The organism is Acidovorax soli (assembly GCF_014207955.1).
Taxonomy (GTDB): Bacteria; Pseudomonadota; Gammaproteobacteria; order Burkholderiales; family Burkholderiaceae_C; genus Acidovorax; species Acidovorax soli_A.
In genome coordinates, this window is record NZ_JACHLK010000021.1 from 65633 (window position 1) to 84908 (window position 19276).

General features: G+C 64.6%; 17 protein-coding genes. 3 read left to right on the forward strand and 14 right to left on the reverse strand.

Going from position 1 to position 19276, the window contains the following annotated elements:
* Nucleotides 1–121: 121 nt before the first annotated feature.
* A complete protein-coding gene (locus HNP48_RS31610) occupies nt 122–1783 on the forward strand; it encodes a PAS domain-containing methyl-accepting chemotaxis protein (protein ID WP_184864904.1) in 1662 nt (553 codons plus the stop codon).
* Nucleotides 1784–1811: 28 nt separating this feature from the next.
* Here the strand turns inward: HNP48_RS31610 and HNP48_RS31615 are convergent, their stop codons facing one another.
* The 3 genes from HNP48_RS31615 to HNP48_RS31625 all read right to left on the reverse strand — a co-directional run bounded on the left by HNP48_RS31615 (nt 1812) and on the right by HNP48_RS31625 (nt 4558).
* Nucleotides 1812–2669, reverse strand: a complete 858-nt coding sequence (locus HNP48_RS31615; RefSeq protein WP_221480425.1) for a nucleotidyl transferase AbiEii/AbiGii toxin family protein — start codon at nt 2667–2669, stop codon at nt 1812–1814.
* A complete protein-coding gene (locus HNP48_RS31620; RefSeq protein WP_184864906.1) occupies nt 2659–3702 on the reverse strand; it encodes a type IV toxin-antitoxin system AbiEi family antitoxin in 1044 nt (347 codons plus the stop codon). Before HNP48_RS31620 ends, HNP48_RS31615 begins: the two co-directional genes overlap by 11 nt.
* A 106-nt stretch (nt 3703–3808) precedes the next feature.
* Nucleotides 3809–4558: a terminase gene (locus HNP48_RS31625; RefSeq protein WP_184864907.1), complete on the reverse strand. Its 750-nt coding sequence runs from the start codon at nt 4556–4558 to the stop codon at nt 3809–3811.
* Nucleotides 4559–5249: 691 nt separating this feature from the next.
* On the opposite strand from HNP48_RS31625, the gene HNP48_RS31630 reads away from it, so the two are divergent.
* Nucleotides 5250–5882, forward strand: a complete 633-nt coding sequence (locus tag HNP48_RS31630) for a hypothetical protein (protein ID WP_184864909.1) — start codon at nt 5250–5252, stop codon at nt 5880–5882.
* A gap of 65 nt (nt 5883–5947) precedes the next feature.
* On the opposite strand, the gene HNP48_RS31635 is transcribed toward HNP48_RS31630, so the two are convergent.
* Genes HNP48_RS31635 through HNP48_RS31650 form a run of 4 tightly spaced genes read right to left on the reverse strand, consistent with a single transcriptional unit; the run spans nt 5948 to nt 7829 of the window.
* The gene (locus HNP48_RS31635) at nt 5948–6682 is read right to left on the reverse strand and encodes a terminase large subunit domain-containing protein (protein WP_184864911.1); all 735 of its coding nucleotides are present in this window, start codon (nt 6680–6682) and stop codon (nt 5948–5950) included.
* Nucleotides 6672–7166 carry a terminase small subunit gene (locus tag HNP48_RS31640; RefSeq protein WP_184864913.1) on the reverse strand — a complete coding sequence of 165 codons (495 nt, stop codon included), beginning with the start codon at nt 7164–7166 and terminating at the stop codon, nt 6672–6674. Before HNP48_RS31640 ends, HNP48_RS31635 begins: the two co-directional genes overlap by 11 nt.
* Nucleotides 7163–7468 carry a hypothetical protein gene (locus HNP48_RS31645; protein ID WP_184864915.1) on the reverse strand — a complete coding sequence of 102 codons (306 nt, stop codon included), beginning with the start codon at nt 7466–7468 and terminating at the stop codon, nt 7163–7165. The genes HNP48_RS31640 and HNP48_RS31645 overlap by 4 nt, the downstream gene beginning before the upstream one ends.
* A gap of 22 nt (nt 7469–7490) precedes the next feature.
* Nucleotides 7491–7829, reverse strand: coding sequence for a hypothetical protein (locus HNP48_RS31650; RefSeq protein ID WP_184864917.1), 339 nt, complete (start codon nt 7827–7829; stop codon nt 7491–7493).
* 310 nt (nt 7830–8139) lie between these two features.
* Between HNP48_RS31650 and HNP48_RS31655 the strand changes: the two genes are divergently transcribed.
* Complete coding sequence (locus tag HNP48_RS31655) at nt 8140–9015, forward strand: hypothetical protein (RefSeq protein WP_184864919.1); 876 nt, start codon at nt 8140–8142, stop codon at nt 9013–9015.
* Here the strand turns inward: HNP48_RS31655 and HNP48_RS31660 are convergent, their stop codons facing one another.
* From HNP48_RS31660 to HNP48_RS31690, 7 genes are all read right to left on the reverse strand, one after another.
* A complete protein-coding gene (locus tag HNP48_RS31660; RefSeq protein ID WP_184864922.1) occupies nt 9016–9507 on the reverse strand; it encodes a hypothetical protein in 492 nt (163 codons plus the stop codon).
* Nucleotides 9504–10052 carry a glycoside hydrolase family protein gene (locus HNP48_RS31665; protein WP_184864968.1) on the reverse strand — a complete coding sequence of 183 codons (549 nt, stop codon included), beginning with the start codon at nt 10050–10052 and terminating at the stop codon, nt 9504–9506. Before HNP48_RS31665 ends, HNP48_RS31660 begins: the two co-directional genes overlap by 4 nt.
* Nucleotides 10053–10108: 56 nt before the next feature.
* Entirely contained in the window at nt 10109–10381 is a 273-nt protein-coding gene (locus HNP48_RS31670; RefSeq protein WP_184864924.1) for a holin, read from the reverse strand.
* A 112-nt stretch (nt 10382–10493) separates the two neighbouring features.
* Nucleotides 10494–11756, reverse strand: a complete 1263-nt coding sequence (locus tag HNP48_RS31675; protein ID WP_184864927.1) for a hypothetical protein — start codon at nt 11754–11756, stop codon at nt 10494–10496.
* A complete protein-coding gene (locus tag HNP48_RS31680) occupies nt 11756–12793 on the reverse strand; it encodes a hypothetical protein (protein WP_184864929.1) in 1038 nt (345 codons plus the stop codon). Before HNP48_RS31680 ends, HNP48_RS31675 begins: the two co-directional genes overlap by 1 nt.
* A 2-nt stretch (nt 12794–12795) precedes the next feature.
* On the reverse strand, nt 12796–13719 hold the full coding sequence (locus HNP48_RS31685) for a hypothetical protein (protein WP_184864931.1): 924 nt from the start codon (nt 13717–13719) through the stop codon (nt 12796–12798).
* Nucleotides 13716–19190: a phage tail length tape measure family protein gene (locus HNP48_RS31690; RefSeq protein ID WP_184864933.1), complete on the reverse strand. Its 5475-nt coding sequence runs from the start codon at nt 19188–19190 to the stop codon at nt 13716–13718. The genes HNP48_RS31685 and HNP48_RS31690 overlap by 4 nt, the downstream gene beginning before the upstream one ends.
* Nucleotides 19191–19276 lie beyond the last annotated feature (86 nt).

Sequence of the window (19276 nt, forward strand, 5' to 3'; positions counted from 1 at the left end):
CGTTGCCAACGTCAACCCTACTGCGGAGGGGTTGACGCGAGTCAAGCAAACGTTGACCTTCATCAAGGCGCGCGGGCGGTGGTGTCCAGACAATGGCCCCATCGTCCAGCGGAGCTTTCCCATGCGCCAGAACCTGCCAGTCACCGGACAGGAGTATCCCGTCCCCAAGGGCCAGACCCTTGTCTCCACCACCGACACCAAGGGCCGCATCACCCACTGCAACGCGGCCTTCGTGGCGGTCAGCGGCTACACGCGCGAAGAGCTGCTGGGCCAGCCGCACAACCTGATCCGCCACCCCGACATGCCCGAGGAGGCCTTCCGCGACATGTGGGCCACCATCGCCTCGGGCCGGCCCTGGTCGGCCCCCGTGAAGAACCGGCGCAAGAACGGCGACCACTACTGGGTGATGGCCAACGCCACGCCGCTGCTGCACAACGGCCAGCCCGTGGGCTACATGTCGGTGCGCACCGAGGCCACGCGCGCGCAGATCGAGGCGGCCGAGCAGCTGTACGCCGCCATGCGCCAGGAAAAGCAGGCCGGGCAGCGCGTGCACGGGTTGAGCGCCGGGCGCGTGCTGCGCCACACGCTGGCCGGGCGCGCGGCGCACGGGCTGGCCACGCTGGGCTTGTCGACCCGCCTTGCCCTGGCGCTGGTTGTGCTGCTGGTGGCTTCGCTCGCGGCCAGCATGCTGCAGCTGCTGCCACCCGGCACGGCGGGGTGGGCCCTGCTGCAGCTGGCACTGTTCGGCGCGGCCTGGTGGTACCTGGCGCGGCAGCTGGTGCGGCCCATCGCAGGGCTCACGCTGGCGGCCAACCGGGTGGCGGCCGGGGACCTGACGGCCACTGTGCGCCGCAGCCGCAACGACGAGTTGGGCGACCTGGAGCAGGCGCTGGGCCAGTTGTCCTTCAACCTCTGCGCCATCGTGCGCGATGCCCGTGACGAGAGCGAATCCATGCGCCTGGGCGCACAGGAGATCGCCCAGGGCAACCTGGACCTGTCGGCACGCACCGAGTCGCAGGCCTCCAGCCTGGAGCAGACCGCCGCCGCCATGGAAGAGATCACCGGCACCGTGCGCCAGAGTGCCGACGCGGCCCGCCAGGCCACCGGCCTCGCGGCCCAGGCCAGCGCAGCCGCCGACCGCAGCCACGACGCCGTGGACAGCCTGGGCCAGACCATGCGCGACATCGAGGCCGACTCCACGCGCATCGGCGAAATCACCCAGGTGATCGACTCCATCGCCTTCCAGACCAACATCCTGGCACTCAACGCATCGGTCGAGGCCGCCCGCGCCGGCGAGCAAGGCCGCGGCTTTGCCGTGGTGGCCGGCGAAGTGCGCGCCCTGGCCCAGCGCAGCGCCCAGGCGGCGCGCGAGATCAAGGGCCTGATCGACCAGTCGGCCCACCGCGTGGAGCAAGGCCAGCAGCGCACCCAGGCGGCCCGCGCCACCATGGCCGAGGTGGTCGAAGGCGTGCGCCGCGTGAGCGCCATCGTCGGCGAGATCAGCCACGCCAGCCAGGAGCAGCTGGCCGGCATCTCCGAGGTCAACACCGCCGTGGGCCAGCTCGACACCATCACCCAGGACAACGCGGCCCTGGTGGAGCAGGTGGCGGCCGCGGCGCAGGGGCTCACGCGCACGGCGGGGGCGGTGACGGAGGCGGTGCAGGTGTTTCGGCTGGAGGCGGGGGTTTCATCGGCGCGGGCCGCGGTGCCGGCGTCGGCGCAGGTTCAGCAGCGTACCAAGGCGGCTGTGCAGTCTCGCGGCAGGGCATTGACGGCGGTGTGATGCCAAACTTCAGCCGTCACCACCGTGCTCAGCCACCAATCGGCCCCAGAAAACCGCTGCGGTAACCCGCAATGAATGCGCGCATCCGCTGCGCATCACCACCCACTGCCAGTTGGCTGCGCACTCGCAAAAGCGCGTCCAGCATTTGTTCAGGGTCAGCAAGAATGGCACGCACCTGCTGAGCGGTTCCCTGACTGCACAGCATTGCAGCGTCCTTGCCGAGCAACGCCGCGCCGGCCAGGTCGGGGTCGTGGCGGGCCATCTCCAGCAGCGCCGCCTCTTCTTCGTAGAGCCGGTCCATATTGCCGGCATTGGCATAGGTCTGCGCCAACGCAAGGAAGTCGGTGGCATCCTTGTTGTTTTCGCGACCCCGGTCACGCCAGGCCAGCAGCTTGAGCACCGACAACGAGGGCAGCGTGCACACATGCATCGCCAGCCCCGCCCCCAGATCCACCAGCTCCGCGCTGTCCAGCCCCTCCCTGAACCCGGCCACGTTGAGCACCACATCGTGACCGGGCGGCCAGGTGATGGTCTGGTCGTTTCCGGCAACGCCCCCGAAAGGAATGAGATCCAATGGAATTCCACGGGGACGCAGGTAGTGCATCCGGTGGGACATGCCGTGCACCTCGAAGAACGCACCCGTCGCGGCAAGGCGGTCCTTCAGCGCGGCAAAGCGCTCCCAGCGGTCGATGTACAGGCCAATGTCCACGTCGCGGGTGGCCCTGCGCACGGCCTGCCCGTGCACGTGCGTGAGCAGGATGTCCCGGGCCATGGCCCCGCCCACGAACACCTCGATGCCCAGCGCCTGCGTAGCCGCTTTGGCATGCGCAAGAATCGCATGCAGGCCCGGGTCGATGGGACGATCGGCAAGGACTCTAAGCACCATTCTTGAGCCGCTCCAGCACCATGCCCGCCACTTCCACACTGCGGCCTTCATTGCTGGCCATCAGGTCGGCGTAGACCAGCAGCAAGGGTGCCGCGGCGGGCACCCGTACTGTCGCATCCTCTTGGTCCGCACGGCGCCAGAAGGCATCCAGCACTTCGACAGGCCCGTCAGGGTCTGGGCGCAGGCGGTGCTTGCGCAGCAACTGGCCACGCTCCATCCAGCTGTAAATGCATGCGCTGGCCGGGTTGATATAGCCCGTGATCGCGGCGGCCGCCACTTCGCCGCCCAGCGCCACCTCAGGTTCATCGGTGAGCAGGCTGCTCTCCTGCCAATCCGATTGCACTGGGGTGTACCGCTGCGGCTTGAGCTTTCCCCGCAGCGAAATCGGGTACTGCCGCGCCCACTCCCTCTGCAGCGTCTCCCTGTTCGCCAGGCGCCGCTGCCGCGCCTCGCCAGCGATGAAGCCCAGGGCCGCCAGCTCCTCGATGGCATTCGACGCCGATCCCAATGCGGCACCGGCCGCCTCTGCAATGGCCCGCACCGGCTGCTGCGCCAGGCCCTCGACCGTGAGCAGCGCAAAGATCACCCGCAAGGTGCTGGCCTTGCGCAGGGCGGATTGGTCCGAGGGAGTGCGAGGCGCTTTGGGGCGCGGCTTGCCGGTGATGAACACATGCACTCCTGGCAGATCAAGATGCACATTGCCCGCAGTGTCCAGGAAGTTGATCCCTGTGCGCTGGCACTCCAACGCCAGATTGGGCGGCACGTAGGACGTGATCAAGAGCCACTGCGACCTTTTGGGCTCTTTGAGCTGTTGAGGCCCTTTGGGCTCTTTCTCCATCCGGTACCAGAGCAGGCTGTTGTGCTCAACGGGACGCACCTGCACCGCAAACGGACCGAGGTCCCGTCCCTGCCAGCCGAGTTGCACGGTTGCGTCAACCCCATTGACTTTGGCGCCCCGCAAAATCAGAACCTTGCCTTGCAGGACTGGCATCGCAGCATCCAGAGCTTGCTCAATCACCGCCATTTTGTTCATTTTTTAAAAATGTTCATTTTTTGTGAACATCAATAATAAACGAACAAATCCAAGCAGAACAGCAGCATCGGACAGGCAGCCGATGCTCCTTGCGCCGCCCAGGCTCCTAATACCCCCCTCGCCTCCCCCCATACCCCGCAGACCTGCCCCCCAAGGTCGAGCCCCGCGGCTCCACCACCGCAAACCGCAACATCATCACGCCATACCGCGTCGCACTCTGCAGGTCATCGCGAATCTTCACGATCAAGCCATCCTTGCGGTGGTACAGCCGCCACTCCTCCAGCCAGTCGCCACAGGTGCCAAAAACCTTGAAGCGCCCCGTCTGCATGCGCGTGAGCAGCTCGCTGATACCCGCCTCCAGCCCGTTGCTGCCGTCCTCGAACGTGGCGCGCTCGGGCAGCAGGTTCACGCCCAGGGCGCGGTACTGGCCGGCGAGCTGCTCGCCGCTGCCCTTGTCGTGCTGCAGCCCGTCGTGCGGCCAGGCCACGGGCATCCAGCGGCCGCGCGCGGCGATCAGCGGTGCCTGCATGGCCACGCTGGTCTCGCGCACGCGGAAGGTGTCGTACACGTAGACGGTGTCGGTGTCGCGGTCCCACGCCAGCCAGGCGGCCGCGGCCGGGTGGTCCCAGCCGAAGTCCAGGCCCACGATGCGCGGCCAGTGCGGCGGCAGCGCGAAGGGGGCGATCACGATGGACTCCTCGGCCACGGGGAAGACCTTGCCCGAACCGAGCACGGGCACGCCGTTCATGCGCGCCTCGCGCTCGTGCAGCGGAAAGCTCTCGGCCAGCTCGCGCCGGGTCTTGTCGTCGAGGTGGGGGACATCGTTCCAGCCGGCCTGGATGATGGCTTTGCTCATGGTGGTCTCCAGAGAATTGCAAAGTGGGTCGACGGTGTTTGCCTGCCTTTGGATCACACGCCGATTACAGGCAGTGCGCAGGTCTATTCATAGATTTGCAAAAAAAACCGATTCCACTAATATCTATGAATGCCCAGACAAAACGTACCTCACACGGAGCACCCATCTGCAGTGCTGCGCGAGATCGAGCGGCTTGGCTTGAATATCGCCATCGCACGCAAGCGCAGGGGTGAGACACAGGGGCAGTGGGCCAGCAAGTTGGGCGTATCGCAGCCGACCATGGCGCGCATTGAGCGAGGCGACCCGTCCGTGGCCATGGCGTCATATGTGATGTGCATGTGGCTCATCAACCAGGCACAGGGGTTGGCCGACCTGGTGGCACCGCTGCAGGACCATGCGGCGCTGGAGCATGAGGTACGCAGGGTGCGTCAGCAAGGCAGGCCCCGTTCTGGAGCCAAGCGCGTAGCCCGACCTGCCTCCGCGTCCAAACCTGCGGCAAGAAAGAGTCAGAAGAGCCCCGCTGTAAAGCCTGCGCCAGCGGCACAGACCGCTGTAGATAGTTCTGCAGACAGGAAGGCATCGGCCCGCCACGAAATGGACTCGACCGATGCCATCCACCGGCTCGTCCGAGTCTCTGCAGCCAAAGGGAATGCGACAGCCCAAGGCCTTGCTGCGCTGATGCTGCCCAGGCATGACCTTGCAAAACCGCGTTGATCCTTGGGGCCAACTGACAAACACCCCTGCGCGTGGAGCATGGCTGGGGAACCGAGGGATTCTTCACAACGATCAACAGGAGATAGTCGCTCCATGGCGGCACAAGTCCTGGGTCACGTGCCAGCTTGAGTTCAAAGGCATCAAGCGAAAGCCATTCAGCCCGGGAAACTATTCCGAACTGTTCTTCCTTGATGAAGCGACTGCGTTGTCGGCCGGACACCGCCCATGTGCGCAGTGCCGCCGTGAAAGGTTCAATGAATTCAAATCGCTGTGGCAAGCGACCCTCGCAGACGATGCGGTAGCCTCCGGCACAACCGTGACAAGCATCGATAAGCAACTTCACAAGGAGCGTGCCGTTCGCGGCGGCGGCAAGCTCACGTTTCAATCACCGCTCGGCATGGTTCCGGATGGTGCCTTCATCGATCACAGCGGAGATGCCTTGCTGCTATGGCAAGGCCAGCTGCACAAGTGGTCGGCCCACGGCTACAGCAAAGCGGGCGTCGTGGTGGTCCCGTCGACCACCGTGACCGTCATCACCCCAGCGTCCATCACCAAGGTGTTGGCGCTTGGCTTCAAGCCACAAGTACACGAATCCGCGTTGAGCCCGTAGCCACCGAGGTCGCCACCCGCGGCGCCCGATGCCTTGGATTTGCGCTGCAGCATGTCCCCTGACGCTCACCCCGCCCCACCCACCACCACCCCCTTCGTCAAGAAATCCAGCACCACCTCCGTCGCCCCCTCCAGCGGCGTGAAGGTGATCGCAATGAGCCCCTGCGTGGTCGCCGTGCGCGTCAGGCACTCGCTGTAGACCGCAAGAGGTGGCTCCTCGTCCAGCCACACCCAGTGCCGCGCCGTGCCCTCGAAGGCCTTGCGGCCCTGGTCGTACGACTTGAAGCCGATGACCGACTCGCCCCCGCTCTGGTGGCGCACGCACAGGTAGTCGAGCGCGCCGTTGGCGCCGGCGCGCGGGCGGGCCTTGGCAATATCGTCGGCCGGCACCATGCCAGTACCAGGCTGGCCGGGCTGGCCATAGAGTTCGAGCTGCACGATGTCGCGCGTGGTCTCCAGGCTCTTGCCGGCGGCCCAGGCCTGGATGGGGCCATCGAAGCGCCGCCCCTCCCACCAATGGGGGTAGCGCCCCGTGAGGTGCAGAGCCGTTTCGTAGGCCCCCGCAATGGTCTTGCCCACGCGGTTGCCGGCCATGAAGCAGCGCTCACGGTGCTCGGCTCCGGCGCGGAAGAAGGCCAGGTGCCGGCCGTACAGCGCGCGGCGCAGAGGGCCTTCGTCCTGGAAAAAGCGGCGCATGCGCCAACCTGCGAGCCGCTCGCGCAGCAAAGCCTCGATCGCCGCGATCTCTTCGAGCGTGGCGCCGGCCAGAGCGTCGGGAAGGGCGGGCAGCTCAGCGGGCACTGTGCGGCTTCTCCTTGATCGACTTCACCTGCTCCAGCGCGGCCAACATGCCTTCGGCGCGCTCAGCGGGCATCTGCGCCAGGGCCTTGCGCAGCGGGTCCGGGGCATCGTCGCCAGCCTTCTTGGCGAACATGCCAAGGTGCGTTCCCAACAGGTCCAGGGCCTTGAGCTTTTCGGGCGACTTGAACTTCTTGCCCAGCTCCAGCTGGCCGCCCGGGCCGATCTCCACCACCTCGATGGAGGCGATGGCGGCGGCCGTGGCGCCGTCGAGCTCCTGCACGCGCTTCAGGCTGCCATCGCCGTTGAAGAGCTTGCGGATGTCGAAGAAGGCTATGCCCGCCAGCTCGCGCAGCACCATGGCCGGCGTCACGCCGTCCGCGGGCTCACCCGCGCCCACGCCCTCGCGCGGCTCTACTGGTTTGGCCGGGCAGGCGCCAGCCGCAGGCACCGCCAGCAAGTGCGGCACGGTCTTGCCGCCACTCATCGTGCCGCCCCGCGCACCAGGCGCTCCATGGCCGCAATCACGCGCAGGCGGTCGGCATCGTGCAGACACTCGCCGCGCAGCCAGTCGGCTGGGAAGAGCACGTTCACCGCGCTCACCGCGGCATAGGGCACCTGCGCGCGCGCAGCCTTGAGGAGGGCCGTGGCGCTGCCCAGCGGGTGCAGGTCGCCACGCAGGTAGACCATGCCCGACGCCGTCACACCCGCGTGCAAAGGGGCTGCGCCCGGGGCCTGCAGCTCGATGAGGTGCAGGTCTTCCTGGCTGTGGTCTTCAACAAAGTCCATGGGCAAGTCTCCTGGTGGGCAATCAGCGGGCCATGGCCAGCGCCCGGCGGGCATCCATCTCCGAGATGCACACATCGCCCCCCACACGCCGCAGCAGGATGCTGTAGCGCTGCACCAGCCGCCGCCCTCGCGCGCTCGACGCCGGTCCGGTGCTGGTCTGCACGCGGCCGGCCTCGCGCAGCTTGGCCAGGCAACTGCTGATCTCGGGGTGCGAGGTCTTGGGCAGGTCCAGCGCGGCGCCAATCTGGCCCAGCGTGAGCGGCTGGCCGGCCTGGCTGTGCAGCAGCTTTTCCACGCGCGACTTGAGGCCGCCAGCGCGGATGCTGGTGATGGTGCGCGCGGGCATGGTCGGTGCATCCATGGCGGCAGAAGGACAGGAAGAAAGGTGTAACTGCGTGTGTGCTTGCATGGCAAAACTCAAGGGGTTGGCAAGGGTGGCAAGAAAGGCCGATGGGACTGCGCGGCCACGGTGGCGTGGTCTTGCAAGCCGCACCGGCATTGGGTTTGGCAGGATCCGCAGACCGCACAGGCCAACGAAGAAGCCCTCTGGCGCAAGGCCTGGCTGGGCTGGCGGCGGGGGTTGGTGCAAATACGACAGGTGCCACCAGGGCGTGGTGCCGGGCGGCTACGATCCCGCCACCCAAAACCACTGATAACAAGGGATTTCGTTCATGAGGGCATCACCCAAAACCATCTGCGCCGCCGTTGCGGCCGCCACCCTGTCGCTGTCCGCTTCTGCGGCGATCGACATCGACCTCACCAATGCGGGCTACCAGCCCGAGGCGGTCGACGCCTTCACCGTCAAGCGCCTGAAAGTGCCCGGCATGGGCGAGTGGGACGTCACCTTCAAGTGGGACCCCCAAACACTGCACTTCGTACCCCAAGCCGTGGCCCCCAGCACGGCAGCGCAGCTCAAGATCTCGGGCCCGACCACGGTGAACGAGGCTGGCACCATCACGTTGTCTGCCGCCTTGCAGAACGCCGACGGCAGCAGCACCCCCACGGTGGCCATCTGGACCGTGGTGCCCGCCTCGGCCGGCACCATCACGCCCCAGGGCGTGTTCCTGGCAGCCAGCCAGACAGCCGATGTGAACGCGGTGTTCACCGCCAGCGCGCTGCTGCAGGGCAAGACCATCACCAGCACCTACACCGTGAAGGTGCTCAACGTGTCGGCCGCCCAGCGCACCTGCGCGGGGGCCCTTGCCAACAACGCCAATGGCATGCTGCTGGCCGACTTCCGCGTGAACCCCGAGGCGCAGAAGGTCAGCATGCTGCTCACCGCGGCATCGGGCAACCCCAACTTCCTGAGCGGCAGCCTGCTCTTCGTGCAGGGCACCACCTCCATCGACGTATCGCCCTACCACTACGATGCGGACACGGCACTCTTCTCTCCGTCGAACGGCTGGTCGGGTATCGGCACCATCGCCTCGCCCGCGCAGAAAGAGGCCGTGTTCTCGGCCTTCCCCTCCAGCATCAACCTGGCGCAGCCCTTCGAGATCCGCTACGCAGGGATTGCCGGTGCACCGGGGTTGATCAGCTGCAACTGACTAGGGGTGGCGGCTGGCGACTGCGTCGCTCACCGGCCAGGCGTCTCTGAGGGCGCGCGCATCAGCGGCGTGGCCATCAGCCTGTCGTGCCAGCTCCTGATGCGCTCGGCTGCAGTCTGCGAGTAGCTCACCGGCGGCAGCGGCGTACCCAGCGATGGCGGCGGGGGCAGCAGCACCGGCGGCAATGCGCCGGGCGGCGCCAGCGGCCTGCTCGCGCAGGCCGTCAGACAGAGTGCGAGCACGGGCAGCATCGCGCTGCAAAGCCGCCTCACGGGTGCGTGCATCATTCAATGCTCCTTGGTACTTGAGTGCGGTGGCGCGCTCGGCCGCCCAGGCAGCCTGGCTGGCTCGGGCCCGCTCGGTGGCATGGGTGGCCTGCAGGCTGGCAATCTGTTCGCCCAGGCGCCAGTCCTGCAGTTGCCACGCAGCCGTTGCAGCCAGGGCGGCGCCCAGCGCGGCTGCTGCGGCATGGGTCATGAGCAGCGTGGTCATGGAGTGCGGTGCCCCTGCAGCAGCCCTTCCAGGCAGGCCGTGGTCTCGGCCGCGCGCCGATTCGCCAGGCCTTGCACAAAGCGCATTTCAGGCCTGCCGTCGGGCAGCGTGCGGCCGGTACGCACATAGCTCCACACCGGCTTGCCACTGTCAGAAAGGCCCAGCCGCCGGCAGCCCAGCGCCCATTCGCCCGCATTCCAGGCCACCATGGCCTGGCTCGCGCAGGTGTTGCCCACACCGTTGTTCCAGGCATGGCTGGTGGACATGTCGAAGACGCTCTGCGGCGGCAGCCGCGTGAAGCACTGCGCCAGGCGCAGCTGCAGCGCCTCGATGGCGGCACCCTCCTCCTGCGCACAGCGCGCAGGCGTCCAGCGCTGGCCCACCACCACGGGCGTGCTCGTCACATGCCGCGTGATGCCCTTGCACACCGTGGGCAGCCCGCCCGCGAGCTTGTCCGCATAGACCAGGCCAGGGTCCCGCTGATCGGGCTCCCACTGGCCCAGGAAGGTGAGCACACCCGCACTGGCCAGCGCGAGCGTGCCCATCAGGTGGGGAAAGTAGCGCAGGCGGTCGGTGGCCGCAAAGGCAGTGCCAGCGCTGCTCATTCGTCCACCCCCTGCTCGGCCAGCTCGCTCTCGGGCAGGTCCATGCCCCGGCGCAGCCGCGCCATGCGCAGCTCGTGCTCGCGCGCATGGCGCCGGTTGGCCTCGCGCTTGTAGTACCAGGTGATCACCAGGCCCGCCACGGCCACGATGGCGCCCACCAGGCCCAGGAACTCGTTGGACGTGATCCAGCCAAAGCTGGTGAGCCCCGCCCCGGCCGCAATGGTCTTGCCGCCCGTGGCGCCCAGGGCGTCGATGGTTTCGTTTCTCATGGGTGCTTTTCCTTGCAGTCGTCGCCCAGGCCCCACCGCCTGGTGGGCGGGGGGCGGACGAAAAAAAAGCCGCTGGTGCGGCTTGCCTGGTCACTGTCAGTGGCGCTGATGCTCAGTAGTTGCAACCGATCTGATTGCTGTTGCCCGCAACGATGAAGAGCACGTTGTTCAACACGCGCAACTTCCCCGAAAGCGCATAGGAGTAGAAGCCGGTTTCAATGCCCGCGTTGCGCGCCGTCAGCCCGTTGTCGGCGCTCACCCACGTGCTACTGCTATTCATGAAGAGCAGCAACCCTTGATGGGGCACCGCACCGTACAAATACTGCATCCCCCAGGTGGAGTAAATGTTCACCACCCCGTTGAGGTTCGCGTCCGCCTGGACAGGGCTATTGCCGCTCGAGTTGGTGACATACAGCTTGTTGTTCAGGAAGTGCAGCGTAGTAGCACTGCTGGTGCTGCTGACGAGATTGGAAGTGTTCCACGTCGGCGAACCAGAAAGCGTCGGCGCGTACCGCAGCGAAACGTTTCCGCTGGAGGTGTAGGCAAAGGATGTAATCCAGTACACGCCGGTATAGGCGAGGCTGTGCATGACCGAAGTGGTTTCTGCGTTATAGGCGACCGTATGGGACCAGTTGATTCCGTCTGTGGAGTGCGCGACACAAGGCAGATTCGATGAGTTCCTGCAGCCGAAGGCAACGCGTCCCTCCGCCTGCACCAAGGGCATGGTGGTGAGCGACGAACTGGCTGGAGGGCTGGCGGGATTGGTGCGTTGGGTCCAGGTCGTGCCATCGGGCGAAGTGATGATGCGGCCGCTGGTGTCGATGGCGATGAAAAGGCCGAATGCATAGGCCACGTCCGAGAAGGACACCGCGGAGGACAGGGGGTTGGTACGCGCAGTCCAGCTGATGCCATCGGTCGATGTGGCAATCGTTCCAGTGGAGGCGCTGCCGCCCACGGCCACATACAGGCTGTTGCCATAGATCACGCCCTGCACAAGGTCCGTGGCCGCGGCAAAGACCGTGCGGCGGGCATACGGAAACTGGGTGAGCCAACGCCGAAATCCATTGGCCGACATGGTCGCGGCACGCATCGCGGGGCGACTGGCCATCAGGATGGACGAGCCCATGACGCTGTTGGCAAACTCGTCAGCACCAGTGCGGCTGTCCATCAGCAGCGGCAGGGCTGAGGCACTGTTGCAGATGACGGCAGCAGGGATGGCATTGTCGGCCAGCCGGCGGGCCTGGCCACGCAGGTTCATGAGATCGGAAAACTCACCCCGGCGCGCAGTGTCAGCCATCAGCGCTTCGAGCGCCGCACCGTCGGTTGCGCCAGAGGAAAGGGTGTTGCCAAGACGGATTGCACGGACGATAGACATTACACAGACTCCTTGAAAACGATAAAGCGAAAGATGCCGGCCACGTTGGTACCGACATTGGCGGCGCTGGGGTTGTTGATGTAGACGGTGACCAGGTCGGGCGCGGTGACTGCACCCCAGCAACCCGCTCCATACTGGAGAGGTCCTGGCGGGGTGACCAAAACCCGGTCCCCCACAGAAGCGCCGTAGCAAACGGCCGTTGCGGCCACCACATTTTGGGTAGCACCTACGTTGACCAGCACGGACCTGGCACTCCCGAACAAGGTGATAGGCATGGACAGCAACTGGTCCAGCTGGAACTTGAACCAGCCGTCCACCACATCCATGCTCGCAGCCTCCAGCAGCCACCGCCCGGTGCCCGTGGCAAAGCAGGTTTCGTCGTCATCAATCTCGGTAGAACCCTGGTCGAACGTGAACAAACCCAGGCCACTCACGATGACCGAGGCCGACTGCACAGGGGCCATCGTCCGCAGGGTGGCCCTGCTGTCATAGGCTACGCGCGGCACGCTGCTGGGCCCTACGCCGACAGCGATGCTCCAGTCGGCATGGGTGCCACCGCCTGAGGGCGTCACATTGCCCACGGTGAGGGTCTTGCCCAGCTTGTCATAGGCCTTGACCCTGCCGGTCATGTAGTTGACGGTGGGGTTTGCAAGGCTCGATACGACCAGGAACTGGCCCACCGCGAAGTCCTTGTCCGCCTCAACCAACACAAACACCTTGTCGCCCGAGGCCAAAGGCAGGCTGGTGGCGCTGGTGGCCATGGAGCCTGGGGAATTGACTGCCGTCTGCGCGGCGATCACCGCCACGTCTGCCGCTACCACGCTCTCGCTGGCCTTGGTTGCGGCAATGTCGGCGCTGGCTTTCGCCTCCGTTGCATTGTTGAATGCGTTGTCCCCCAGCGCCTTCATGCCCTCGGCATACGCCGGCATCTGGTTGCCCCAGGCAAACGCGGCGGCGTTGTAGGTGCCAGCCGCCTTCTCGTTGAGCCCCGGAAACGGGACGGTCGCCGGCGCTGCCGGCACAGGTTGGATAGGCATGTTCAGATGAACCCTTCTACAGAAATGGAGGCGCGCGCGAGCGCGTGGTTGATGGTCTGCAGGTCACCGGTGACGATGCCCACGGTGTTGAGCCAGCCAAAGCGCGGCAGCTTGCTGGCCTCCACGACGACGGGGGTGTCCAGGATCTGCGTGAGGATCGCGGAGGCGGCGCTCGCCTCCGAGGTCTCCAGCGTCACCGAGAAATCCACGTTCGTGGCGCTGCCGCGCTGCACGCGCTCGAACGTGCCGTCGTCGTTGAACTTGCGGTAGGTGTAGCTCTTGGGCCGCGCGCGCGGGCCCGACTCCACCCCGCCAAACTTGTCCTGCCCGATCAGCGATTGCCAGATGCCCACCGACAGCTTGCCGATGCCCACCGAGGCGCCCGCCCCGCCCGACACGGTGATCGTGACCTCGGCCGTAGGGCTGATGGGAATGTCGCGCAGCGAAGCGTCCGTGCGCTTGGTCAGCGGCATGAACAGCAGCTCGTACAAGCCCAGGGGCTGCTCGAACAGGTCCTGGTCGATCTCCTTGGTCACCGCGCCACCAGGCGCATCGCGCGCCGTGATCTTGATGCGGTCGCCCACCAGGCCGCGCACATCTACCGCGCGAAAGAAGCCCGGCTGCAGCACATAGGTCACGCTGCCCGTGCCCTGGCCGCGTGTGGACAGGTAGTAGTCGAACGGCGCATAGCGGTTGCTGGCGCGCTTGCGCAGCCAGTTCTTCGCATCGAGCCGGGGCAGCACTGCGCTGCCGTTGTGGGCCTTCACGCATTCGAAGATGGCGTGCTCGCTCAGCCGCTCATCGCCCAGCGCATAGGTTCCGCTGGCCACCCAGGCCACCTCGCCCGCCGCCGTGTCTGGCTCGGCAACGCTGGTGCCGGACTTGATCATCGCGTCGGTGATCTCAATGGGAATCAGAATGTTCATGCTACGAGCTCCACCTTGTTCATGATCTCGGCACGGATGCCGTTGCCGCCTTCGGTCACGTTGTCCAGCAGCTCCACCGTGGCCTGCGCATGCGTATTGCCCAGGGTCTGCAGGCTCTGCAGCCGCATCACCTCGCCGGTGAGCTTTTCCAGATGGGCTTCCAGGCGCGCCGTATCGCCCAGGCTGCGGCCGTGGACGAAGGGGTTGTAGGCCGTGGGGATGACCGCTTCACCGCGCTGCAGCAGCGCAAAGCCGGTGTTGGGAACGAAGGGCGTTCCCCTGTGGAACACCTTCATGCCCAGCTTCTGGGCCTCTTGCTCCAGGGTGCCGGCAGGCATGCCGAACATCGCGTTGTATTGGGCAAGGGTGTATCCCCCCGCCGCCAGCGCGTTGTAGACGCTCATGGCGCCTGAACCATCGGGTGCCGCGGCCAGCACCTCGCGGGCTGCGTTCCAGATGGCCTGGCGCTCGAACTCCACACCATCCTCGGTGGTACCTCGGCCCGTTGTCATATTGAAGGAAGCTTCTCCGCGGCCCGTGATGACGTTTGAAGGCCGCGTTGTCGCAACACTATTCGTCTTGCCATTGATGGCATCCGTCAGATCCTGCAGCGCCTTGTTCACGTCGCCCACACCGCTGTGGATGCCTTTGAGCTCATCGATCTGGAGCTGGGCCTGGTCCGAGATGCGCTCGAGCTCTTCGAGTTGGGCCTCCGCCTCGCTCAATTGCTCCCCGCTGATCTCCTCCAGATCCGACAGCTTTCCAGCCAACACCAGGCGATCACGGTCACGCTCGAACTGGCTGGTGTACTGGGTGCCATCCAGGCCTTGGCGCGCAGCCGAGATGGCTTTGCCCAGTTCCTCGGCATCTATCAACTTGCCAGTACGCTGCGCAGTGGCCAACGCCTTGGAGATGACATCCTGACCTTCGGCCGCCCGCATGCGCATCGTGCTGTCGACTTCGCTGTAAAGCTCGTCTACAGACGACTTAACCAAGTCAAAGACCGCCTTGACACGCGCCTTGGTCTCTTCCGCCTGCTCCTGCTGGGCCGCGACCATCCGCTGGACATTGGCAAAGGCCTCGTCCACTTCCGCATCCTTGATGTCGGCGATGGCACCCGCAGCGCGCACCAGCGCCAGACGCATGCCATCGGTGGTGGAGCCCAGGTTGTAGACCGACATGGCAGCGGCCGCAAACTGCTCCTTGCTGGCATTTGCCAACTGGTCGCCCGTCACGTGGATGCCCGCTGCAGTCAGCTCCGCCGCTGTGCCCTCGTACTGCGCCTTCCGGCGCTGGGCCGGCAGCATGTACTTGCTCAGCACGCCGGGCAGTTCTTCGGCAATCGTCTTTTGCAGCTTGACCGCCTGCACGTTGTCAAACAGCGCGCGGTTGCTTTCGTCCAAAGCGTCACGCTGGCGAGTCAGCGCCTGGGTCGCATCGTCGGTCAGCGCATTGAGCTCATTCTGCAGGCCGTTGCGCTCGTTCTGCACGTCGATGGCGCGGCGGGTGGCCTCGTTGGCGTCGTACTGGGTTGCGAGCTCCTGCCTGCGCCCTTCGTCCAGGTCGGAGAATCCGGCCAGATAGTTCTGACGCTCCAGCGCCTTGGCTTGCCCTTCCTTGCCCTGGGCACGCAGCAGTTCCACCGCAAGCGATTTGGCATCGTTGAGCAAGGCATCCTTGGCACCGGTGAACTTCTGGGTCAATTCGTCAACGGCGTTGGACAGGTTCTCGACCGCCGGTGCTGCTTGCGCCGCCCCCTGATACAGGGGCGCGATGTAGTTGGCGACATCCATGACATCGCCATACAGATCCGGATCGGAGACAAGCGAGTTGACCGCGTTTTTGATGTCGTTCCCGGTAGCCCCCAGAAGCTGTTCGGCCGAGACATTGATGCCCAGCTTTTCGAGGCGGCGCGAGCCACTGCTAGCCAGGTACTGGCGGCGCTCCTCGTCGCTGTAGTAGTTTTGCAAGAAAGCGCCCGTAGAGGCCGTAAAGCGCTCCAGCCCACCAAACGCTTCGATGAAGTCATCAGCAAAGTCGGCGAGGGCCAGGCTACCCTGGTGAATGCCAAAGCCCAGGGCATCGCTTGCTTCGTTGAGGGTGTTGAAGCTCGTCGCCAGGCGCTTGAGCGTATCGAAAGCGGTTTCACCTGCCTTGGCGTACTCGCTGGGCTCATAGCGCTTGCGTGTAACCTGCTCCACCTTCACGTCATACAGCGCGTCGGACGATTCGGTCAGTTGGCTGAGCTGCGTGCTCTTGACAACATCCACCGTTTCGGTGATCCACCGCCCCAATACCTCCTTCGCCATGCCCGCGCCAGCCTTGCCATATGCCGCGGTAATCTTCTCCTGAATCTTTGCTTCATCCAGCCCTTGGAAGTTCAGGTCTTGCTGACTCAAGTCGAACGTGAAGTCCGCAATCTTCCCCCCCGCCAAGCCCAGGTCGTTGGCCATGCCGACGAGATTCTTGCGAAACTCGTTGTACCCCTTCTGGATGCCATCGGACTGGGCCTGCACCAGACCAATCATCCGCTCCATGTCTTCGTCGTAGGTACCGTAGTTCAGGGTGCTGGAGGCAGCGAGCGTTCGATCGTAGGGCTGTCCGTTGTAGGTCACCGACGCCCCGCCGGTTGCACCTTCCGCCTTGAAGCGTGCAATGGCCTCCTGATCACGGCGCTTGAGCTCCCTGTATCGGGCAATCGGGTCGGTGGTCTCGAAGCTCGACCCGGAAACCAGGGTTCCCCCCGTGCGCTCCTCCTCCCAGGCAGACAGATCACCGCGACCAAGGGTGCCTTGCAGACCCGATCCGACGATGTTCTTGCTGCGGAAGAAACCCATCGCATTGGCCAGCACGGCCAGGACCACGCCCCAGCCGGTGGCGCCCAGTCCACCGGCACCTGCGGCTGCACCAGCACCGGCGCCAGCGCCGGTGCTTCCACCGATACCAAAAGCTTTCGCGATGGCGCCGACAAGCCCTGTATTGGTGTATGCCTGATAGCCCGCCTGGACGACCGTCATCAGGTTGCCGATCTGGGCGTCGCCGCCGTACTCGTCATCACCTCCGATACCGCTATTGGCTCCTGTCGGGGAGACGGGACTGTTGCTCCCGCCCATGATGGTGGTCACAAAACTGCTCAGCGCACCCGAGACAGGCTTCATCATGGTGCTGATGGTCGGCTTGAGCACCAGGTTCTTGAACTGCTCCTTCAGTGCTTCGCGGAGGTTCTTCCCGAAGTCCTTGCCGGACTCCAGGCTCTTCATGAACGCATCAGTGAGGCTGGTATTGATCTGGTCCGCTGTCTTTTGCCAGTCTTCCCGCACCACCTTTGCGACAGCCGTTTCGCCCTCAATGCGCTTGGCCTCGTTCAGCTTGTTACGCGCCGCGTCCTTTTCCGTTCCCTCGGGAAGCTTTTCGAGCTTCTCCAACTCTTTGGCGTACTTGAGCTCGACCTGGCGCAAAGCCACCAGCTTGGCACGCTCCACGGCCGACAGGCCCGTCATTTGCGCATCCTTCTCCGCAAGCTCGCTTTGCTCCCTGGCCGTCTTCAGCAATGCGTCGGCTTGCGCACCTATGGCCTGGAAGTCAGCGACCACAAGACTCGATACGTAGCGCTCCTGTTGTGCAATGGTCTTGTCCATCGCCTCAAGCCGCCCAGGAACCGGAGGCCCTTCGTCCGCCTCCTTGTTTCTTGCCTGCTTCAGTCCATCAAGCTTGTCCTTTTCGGCTTCGGTCTTGCTCTTGCCAAATGCCTTGTTGAGGGCCTCCTGAGCCTCGGCCGCTTTTCCAATCCCTTCCGCAGCTTTGCTGGCAGACTCGGCGTACTTCTTCAGTTCTTCTTCCGCCTTGGACTGGGCTGATATCTCCGCCTCTTTTGCGGCACGCAATGCATTCTGCTTCGTCAGCTCTCGGGCTGCTTCGAGCTCTCTCTCCTTCTGCGCTCGCGCACGGGCACTGAGGTTGCCCTTGTCCAATTCCTTCTGGATTGAAGCTTCCAGCTTTGCACCTTCGCTGAGCTTTTCCTGCGCTGTGCCACGCTTTCCCAATGACTCGATGTATTCCTTCTCGGCCGCGATCTTTTGCTTGATGATCTCCAGGCCGGATGCGTCCTCACCTGAAGAGCCTTTTGCACCTCCGCTCTGAAACTGAGCGTTGATGTGGGCTTCAACCATTGCAACCGTTGACTTGTCCAAGCGCTTGTCCTTGGGGTGCTTGGCAGCAATGATCGCTTGCTCTTTGCGAAACTCTTCCAGTTCCTCCTTGCGACGCTGGTGAGAAGGCTTGGCAGCCTGAATACGTCTATCAACCGAATCCCCCGCGTCAATCAACTTTCTCTCTGACGCGGCCTTATTAGCTTCCTCACTAGCAGCTGCCTGCTCCGACTGCTTGTGGTCTTGCAAGAGCGCAATCCGCTGTTGAAGGACGCCGGTCGCCCTCTTGTAGGCAGCCTCTCCGCTCTCGCCGCTGCCAAACTTCCAGCGCTCACGCTGCGTTGTTTCAAGCTGCTCTTGTGCAGCAGCCAACTTGCTGTCTACAGTCGCTGGCCGCCCAAGATTGAGCATCTTGTCCCAGGCCTCCTTGGCCCCATCGGAGACGCCGCGCCATGCTTTGGCCAAGTAACCCAGCCGATCCTCCACGGTCTTGCTGGTCTTGACCATGGCGGCGTCGTAGGTCTGCTGCGCAAGCGTTGCCGCTTGCGTCTTCAACCCCTGGTCCTCCAAAGCCTTGATCTGGTCATAGACGGAGGAAGTCAGGTAGTTGTGCTGGGCGTTCAGCCTACGAGACGCCTCCACCGGGGATTCGCCCAGCTCGGCAAAAGCACGCACGGTGTCCTTGATGGAAACGCCGACATTGCGCTCCATCAATACCGCTGTGGCCGCGAACTGCTCCAGAGACGCAACGCCGACCTGACCTGACCCGACCAAAGCGGTGAGCGCCTCCGCAGCTTTCGCTTGAGTTCCCACCACACTACTCACGCTGACGGCCATGGCCTGCAGTTCAGAGACACGGGTGCCTGCTGCATTACCGGTCTGCGCAATCGCCTTGGCGTACTCCACGGACTCCTTACTACCTTCGTGGTAGGCAATTGACAGTCCGGCCACTGCGGCCGCTACCATGGTGAACGGCGCAACAGCTGCGCCCAGTAGTCCGCTATAAGCCGCAAAGGCCAAGCCAGCATTGGTTATCGCCCCAGAGGAGTCCGCAAGAGTCCCAACAATTTGATTGCTCACCTCCAAGAAGCTTGAGCCCGACTCACTCCCGGACTGCAATGCGGAAATCACACTGCCCAACTGCCCCGGCAAGCTCTGCATAGCACTCGACAGGTCAGCCACAGCCCGCTGCATGCTTCCAAAAACAGCCAGTTGCCCCGCAACAGCCTGCTCGATCTGCTGGGCCACAGACACCATGGCCTGGCCCTGCGCCAGGTACTGCGCGTTGGCTTGAACTGCATCGGCGGTTTGATCAATGGCCATACTCAACCTCTCATGGATATGGCCCGCCAAGCGCAAGCCCAAAAACAAACAAGCCACCCGAAGGTGGTTTGCACAAACAAAACAAG